This window comes from Moorena sp. SIO3B2 (assembly GCF_010692525.1).
Taxonomy (GTDB): Bacteria; Cyanobacteriota; Cyanobacteriia; order Cyanobacteriales; family Coleofasciculaceae; genus Moorena; species Moorena producens.
This window is the reverse complement of record NZ_JAAHHE010000425.1, coordinates 1-4,709: the sequence shown is the minus strand read 5'-3', so window position 1 is coordinate 4,709 and position 4,709 is coordinate 1. Positions and strand designations below refer to the sequence as shown.

Below are 4,709 nucleotides of genomic sequence, written 5' to 3'. Positions count from 1 at the left end.
CCAACTTAGCACACCTCCCATACTTCCCTTCAAGACTCTCTAGGTGAGCAAAAGCCTTAGTATGATGAATGGCGGCATTTCGATTCAATGCCACAAATTTTCCTAGTTTAACTCCCTGCGTCATCACCGAAAACTCAAAAAACTGTTTTACCTTCACCATCTTTCCTAGCTCGACGCTCCGGCTCAGGAGATTTTTCTAGTGCGATGCTCCAAAAGAGCCGCTACGCGAACGCATTTTGTCCGGTGGGCATTTGTGCTTTGCAACCCCCAACCCTGGCCGAATTCACCTGAGTGCGATCGCACTACAGAATGCGATGCTCCAAAAGAGCCGCTACGCGAACGCATTTTGTCCGGTGGGAAAAGCTGGTTTCCAACCCCAAATTCTGCCCAAATTCACCGGAGTTGGGCATTGGTGGGCATTGCCCATTTAATTGATCCCTGAACAATTTTGATCTTTCTGAGCAATGCCCACCCTAGGATTGTTGTCAACGTTCCTCCTGAATCACCCTTTCCAATTGCTCAACCAGTGGCACTAAATCATTCGTCACCGTTTCCCAAACAATATCTAAATCGATAGAGAAATAAGCATGGGTCAAACGATTTCGCATCCCAATCATCACTGCCCAAGGAATATCAGCATGTCTCCCCCTACATTCAGCTGAAATTCTACCCGCTGCTTCCCCAATAATTTCTAAATCTTTGACAACTGCCAACACCAACATCCTATCCTTAGCTAAATCCTCTCTCATCTTTCCAGACATAAAACCGAGAGCTTCTCTTGCTGCATCCTGCATATGGTGCAAGCGAGTTAAATCGTCAATTGCTGTCATACTGCACCATCGCCTCAGCCATCACTCTGTCTCGAAAATAAATACTTAATTCCTTAGGAGTTCTTAAATCAATCTTTCTCCCTTCTACTAGTTCTGAAAGTTCTATTTCCATACTGGCTAACGTAAATAAACCAGGGGTTTTGCCTGGTTCAAATTCTACTAAAAAATCCAGATCACTCTCCGGTGTAAAATCATCCCTCAACACTGAACCAAATAAAGACAATTTGCGAATATGATGACGCTGGCAAAATTGCTCTATTTCTTCCTTGGGAATCTTAATTGGTAACACCGGGCTTTCACTCATTTCTCTTCTGGATTTTTATCAGATTTTTGGGTATTGGTGGGCATTGCCCATTTAATTTATCGGCATTTAATTTTGAGCTAAATCAGCAATGCCCACCCTACGAGTCGATTCTCATTTCTTGATTTAATAGTGTTTCTGGAAAAGGGTTTTTCGGTTTTAAAAGAATCCCATCTCCGGTATCAATTGCGATTAACTCAAGACCTGTTTCCCAGTGATGAGCATCTCGCAGAGACTTAGGAATAATAACTTGACCTTGACTCAACAATTTTGTCGTTTCCATAACCTAAGCATTCAGGGGTCAGCTGTCAGCCGTGAGGCTTGGCCTTTGGGCTACGCTACGCGAATGGCGCACGCTACACCGAACAGCTTAACATAAACCTCGTTCCCATAGCGTGGCCTTTGGCCTTCGCTACAGTGCGATTGACCTTTGGTCACGCTACGCGATTGACCTTTGGTCACGCTACGCGATTGACCTTTGATCACGCGGGGCGCGTTCGCATTTTGTAGCATTTTGTAGGGTGGGCATTGCTGGTTTCCAACCCCCTATGCTGCCCAAATTCACCTGAGCAATGCCCACCAACCAAGTACCCATGGATTCTTGGATATTGGTGGGCATTGCCTATTTAATTGATCGCCGTTTAATCATGATCTAAATTAGCAATGCCCACCCTACGATTCGATTCCTGGTTTGTACAGTCGCAGTTGAGTTTGATAGATATGATCAACATTTTCATCCAGTAGATACTTAATGGTCATTTCCCTTCTTGATTGCTTCTCGTTCAGCCTTGAGTTGCATCAGCTTGACCACAACTGGGGAAGGATTTTGCTGCTGTTGTTCTAGCATTTTACGACCATGGTCTAACCAATTAGTGAGGTAAGTACTGACCGTTTCTTGGTTATGCAGGTAATACAGAATCGTAGCATAAATTTGCTCTAGTTCCAGGGTTGGATAACTTTGGGAAATTTCTTCAGGAGTACGTTGACGATGGATGAAATCATAGAGGATGGTTTCAATTCCTACTCTTGTGCCTCTGACTCGGATATCATTAGGAGCAAGAAAAACAAAATAATCTTCCAGTTGCATGATCGCTCTGAGAACTCTGTTGTTATCTTGATCCTACACAAGAAGCAAGATTACACATTTGGTAGGGTGGGCATTGCTGGTTTCCAACCCCAAATTCTGCCGGAATTCACCTGAGCAATGCCCACCAATGGTTGATAGCGATCGCATTTTGTCGGGTGGGAAAAGATTATTGGGTATTGGTGGGCATTCCCCATTTCATTGATCGGGGTTCAATTTTGATCTTTATCAGCAATGCCCACCCTACAATTCTCTCAATTCTCAATTCTTCATTCTACATTATTTTGGGTATTGGTGGGCATTGCCCATTTCATGGTTCGGCGTTCAATTTTGTTCTTTATCAGCAATGCCCACCCTACAATTATCTCAATTCTCAATTCTTCATTCTACATTATTTTGGGTATTGGTGGGCATTGCCCATTTCATGGTTCGGCGTTCAATTTTGATCTTTATCAGCAATGCCCACCCTACAATTATCTCAATTCTCAATTCTTAATTCTACATTATTTTGGGTATTGGTGGGCATTGCCCATTTCATGGTTCGGCGTTCAATTTTGTTCTTTCTAAGCAATGCCCACCCTACAATTATCGCGACTCAATTCTTAATTCTCAATTCTTCATTCTACATTATTTTTGGTATTGGTGGGCATTGCTCATTTCATGGTTCGCCGTTCAATTTTGATCTTTCTAAGCAATGCCCACCCTACAATTCTAAATTCTAAATTCTAAATTCTAAATTCTAAATTCTAAATTCCTAATTTTTCTGAGGTGATAGACTTAGGGTAGAACAGTGAACCTGGATTTTAGGACGTAGTTCAATGTTGATTACGGTCTTTATTGCTTGATTATCGCGGGGGACTATAAAGGAAAATTTTCCTTGATGATAGTCTATAATTTCGATGGATTCTATTAATTCAAAGCTCAGGATTGCTTTGGACTCTCCGGCAAGCTTTAGCTCTATTTGGATAGATTCAGCAATGGTATTAACCCCAAACTTGAGAGTGGTATCTGAGGTATCGGTTACTTCGTAGCACCAATAACCATCCTGAGCTCGAACAGTTTGAGGTTCAGTGCAGAATAACTCTATCAAGGCAAGTGAATCCCAGTCACTCTGTAGTTTGATTGTTTCCACAAGAGCCTACCCGAACCTGGTTGAACACTTGATCAGGATTGATATCTAAAGCCTGTATTTGATACTTCTGACGAAATTCGCCCAAAGCTGGCCCAAATCCTAAATTCTCTGATAAATTCTCTGATGCCAAGCGTTGATACTCCCGGAGTGATAACACAATCACTACAGGTTTACCCAGGCGCGTAATCTGTACCGGCTTACCCTGTTCGGCATCATGGACAATTTCAGCAAAGCGATCGCGAGCTTCCGCTAAGTCGTATCCTTCAGACATTTTCCGGGTTTTTAGCTATAGGGCTATGGTTCATGACTATAGTCTAGCTAAATCCCTAGTGCGATGATCCTTTGGAGCCGCTACGCGATCGCATTTTGTAGCTTTTGTCGGGTGGGCATTGCCGGCTTCCAACCCCCAATCCTTCCAAAGTATCCCTATACTAGAGTAGGTGTAGCTAAATAAATTAGCTTGGAAGGCAATCCCGGACGCAAAGCATAAAGCAGTGAGGTAAGCTGATGGTTTGGAGAATTGAAGAGGCACAGCAAAAGTTATCTGAACTGATCACTGCTACAGCTACTGAGCCTCAGTTGATTTACGACCACAATCAACTGGTGGCGGTGGTGGTAGAGGCTCAGACTTTTCAAGAGTTCTTGGCTTGGCGTCAGCAGTGTCAAAAGCCCTCAATAGCCGAGGCTTTCGCTCAATTGCACCAGCTTTGTGTTGAAGAAAACTACACTCTTGAAACGTAAGTATTCAGCCGTCAGCTATCAGCTATCAGGCACTTTAACTGCATGGGGTCGGATTAGTGCGATGCTCCAAAAGTGGGCATTGGTGGGCATTGCCCATTTAATTGATCGCCGTTAAATCATGATTGAACGGCGCAATGCCCACCCAAAAATTCGATTCCCGATTGCCGATTCCCGATTGCCGATTCCCGATTATACTTGACCCCTGCTTGGGGATTGGTGGGCATTGCTCATTTAATTGATCCCTGAACAATTTTGTTCTTTCAACAGCAATGCCCACCCAAAGATTCTCCCGACTAAATTCGCGCATTCGCGCATTCTTTAGAGCTTATCTACCCGACATTGGGTTAACCCTTGAGCTTTTTTAGCAAATTTCTGATCAAAGGTGTAAAACTCTGAACAATGCTGACTCAGGGCTAAATGAAAGGCATCAGCAAAATCTAAACCATTTTCATGCCATTGAATAACTTGAGCCATCAAGCTAGGGTTGCTAAGATGAACATTGGGTAAACCAAAAAGATTTCTCAACCCTTGACAGATAGCGGCGGGTTTGAACTTATAAGCAAAACGCAAAACCCATTCCGTTTCTAGAATTACCGTATCTGCAATAAAAACCTCTTGCTT

The 4,709-nt window shown here is 43.2% G+C and carries 12 protein-coding genes; 4 read left to right on the top strand and 8 right to left on the bottom strand.

The window, feature by feature from the left end:
* Positions 1-199: 199 nt before the first annotated feature.
* Complete coding sequence (locus F6K38_RS35295; RefSeq protein WP_131827154.1) at positions 200-442, top strand: hypothetical protein; 243 nt, start codon at positions 200-202, stop codon at positions 440-442.
* 43 nt (positions 443-485) lie between these two features.
* On the opposite strand, the gene F6K38_RS35290 is transcribed toward F6K38_RS35295, so the two are convergent.
* The 3 genes from F6K38_RS35290 to F6K38_RS35280 form a co-directional block, all read right to left on the bottom strand.
* Positions 486-830 carry a HepT-like ribonuclease domain-containing protein gene (locus F6K38_RS35290; protein ID WP_008184220.1) on the bottom strand — a complete coding sequence of 115 codons (345 nt, stop codon included), beginning with the start codon at positions 828-830 and terminating at the stop codon, positions 486-488.
* Positions 817-1,134 (bottom strand): nucleotidyltransferase family protein, encoded by a 318-nt coding sequence (locus F6K38_RS35285; protein ID WP_008184218.1) that lies wholly within the window; start codon positions 1,132-1,134, stop codon positions 817-819. The genes F6K38_RS35290 and F6K38_RS35285 overlap by 14 nt, the downstream gene beginning before the upstream one ends.
* A 97-nt stretch (positions 1,135-1,231) precedes the next feature.
* The gene (locus tag F6K38_RS35280; protein ID WP_008184214.1) at positions 1,232-1,414 is read right to left on the bottom strand and encodes an AbrB/MazE/SpoVT family DNA-binding domain-containing protein; all 183 of its coding nucleotides are present in this window, start codon (positions 1,412-1,414) and stop codon (positions 1,232-1,234) included.
* Between the two features lie 38 nt (positions 1,415-1,452).
* Here F6K38_RS35280 and F6K38_RS35275 point away from each other — a divergent pair, with 38 nt between their 5' ends.
* A complete protein-coding gene (locus F6K38_RS35275; protein ID WP_154659782.1) occupies positions 1,453-1,641 on the top strand; it encodes a hypothetical protein in 189 nt (62 codons plus the stop codon).
* 238 nt (positions 1,642-1,879) lie between these two features.
* Here the strand turns inward: F6K38_RS35275 and F6K38_RS35270 are convergent, their stop codons facing one another.
* The 4 genes from F6K38_RS35270 to F6K38_RS35255 all read right to left on the bottom strand — a co-directional run bounded on the left by F6K38_RS35270 (position 1,880) and on the right by F6K38_RS35255 (position 3,618).
* Positions 1,880-2,218, bottom strand: a complete 339-nt coding sequence (locus tag F6K38_RS35270; protein ID WP_008184209.1) for a DUF433 domain-containing protein — start codon at positions 2,216-2,218, stop codon at positions 1,880-1,882.
* Positions 2,219-2,268: 50 nt separating this feature from the next.
* Positions 2,269-2,412: a hypothetical protein gene (locus F6K38_RS35265; RefSeq protein WP_008184207.1), complete on the bottom strand. Its 144-nt coding sequence runs from the start codon at positions 2,410-2,412 to the stop codon at positions 2,269-2,271.
* 557 nt (positions 2,413-2,969) lie between these two features.
* The gene (locus F6K38_RS35260; protein ID WP_287359744.1) at positions 2,970-3,347 is read right to left on the bottom strand and encodes a hypothetical protein; all 378 of its coding nucleotides are present in this window, start codon (positions 3,345-3,347) and stop codon (positions 2,970-2,972) included.
* The gene (locus F6K38_RS35255; RefSeq protein WP_287359742.1) at positions 3,322-3,618 is read right to left on the bottom strand and encodes a type II toxin-antitoxin system Phd/YefM family antitoxin; all 297 of its coding nucleotides are present in this window, start codon (positions 3,616-3,618) and stop codon (positions 3,322-3,324) included. The genes F6K38_RS35260 and F6K38_RS35255 overlap by 26 nt, the downstream gene beginning before the upstream one ends.
* A gap of 236 nt (positions 3,619-3,854) precedes the next feature.
* Between F6K38_RS35255 and F6K38_RS35250 the strand changes: the two genes are divergently transcribed.
* Entirely contained in the window at positions 3,855-4,088 is a 234-nt protein-coding gene (locus F6K38_RS35250) for a type II toxin-antitoxin system Phd/YefM family antitoxin (RefSeq protein WP_008184190.1), read from the top strand.
* Entirely contained in the window at positions 4,078-4,203 is a 126-nt protein-coding gene (locus F6K38_RS35245) for a hypothetical protein (protein ID WP_267872028.1), read from the top strand. The genes F6K38_RS35250 and F6K38_RS35245 overlap by 11 nt, the downstream gene beginning before the upstream one ends.
* 203 nt (positions 4,204-4,406) lie before the next feature.
* Here F6K38_RS35245 and F6K38_RS35240 read toward each other — a convergent pair.
* On the bottom strand, positions 4,407-4,709 hold a 303-nt coding region (locus F6K38_RS35240; protein WP_287359740.1), incomplete at its 5' end, for a type II toxin-antitoxin system VapC family toxin.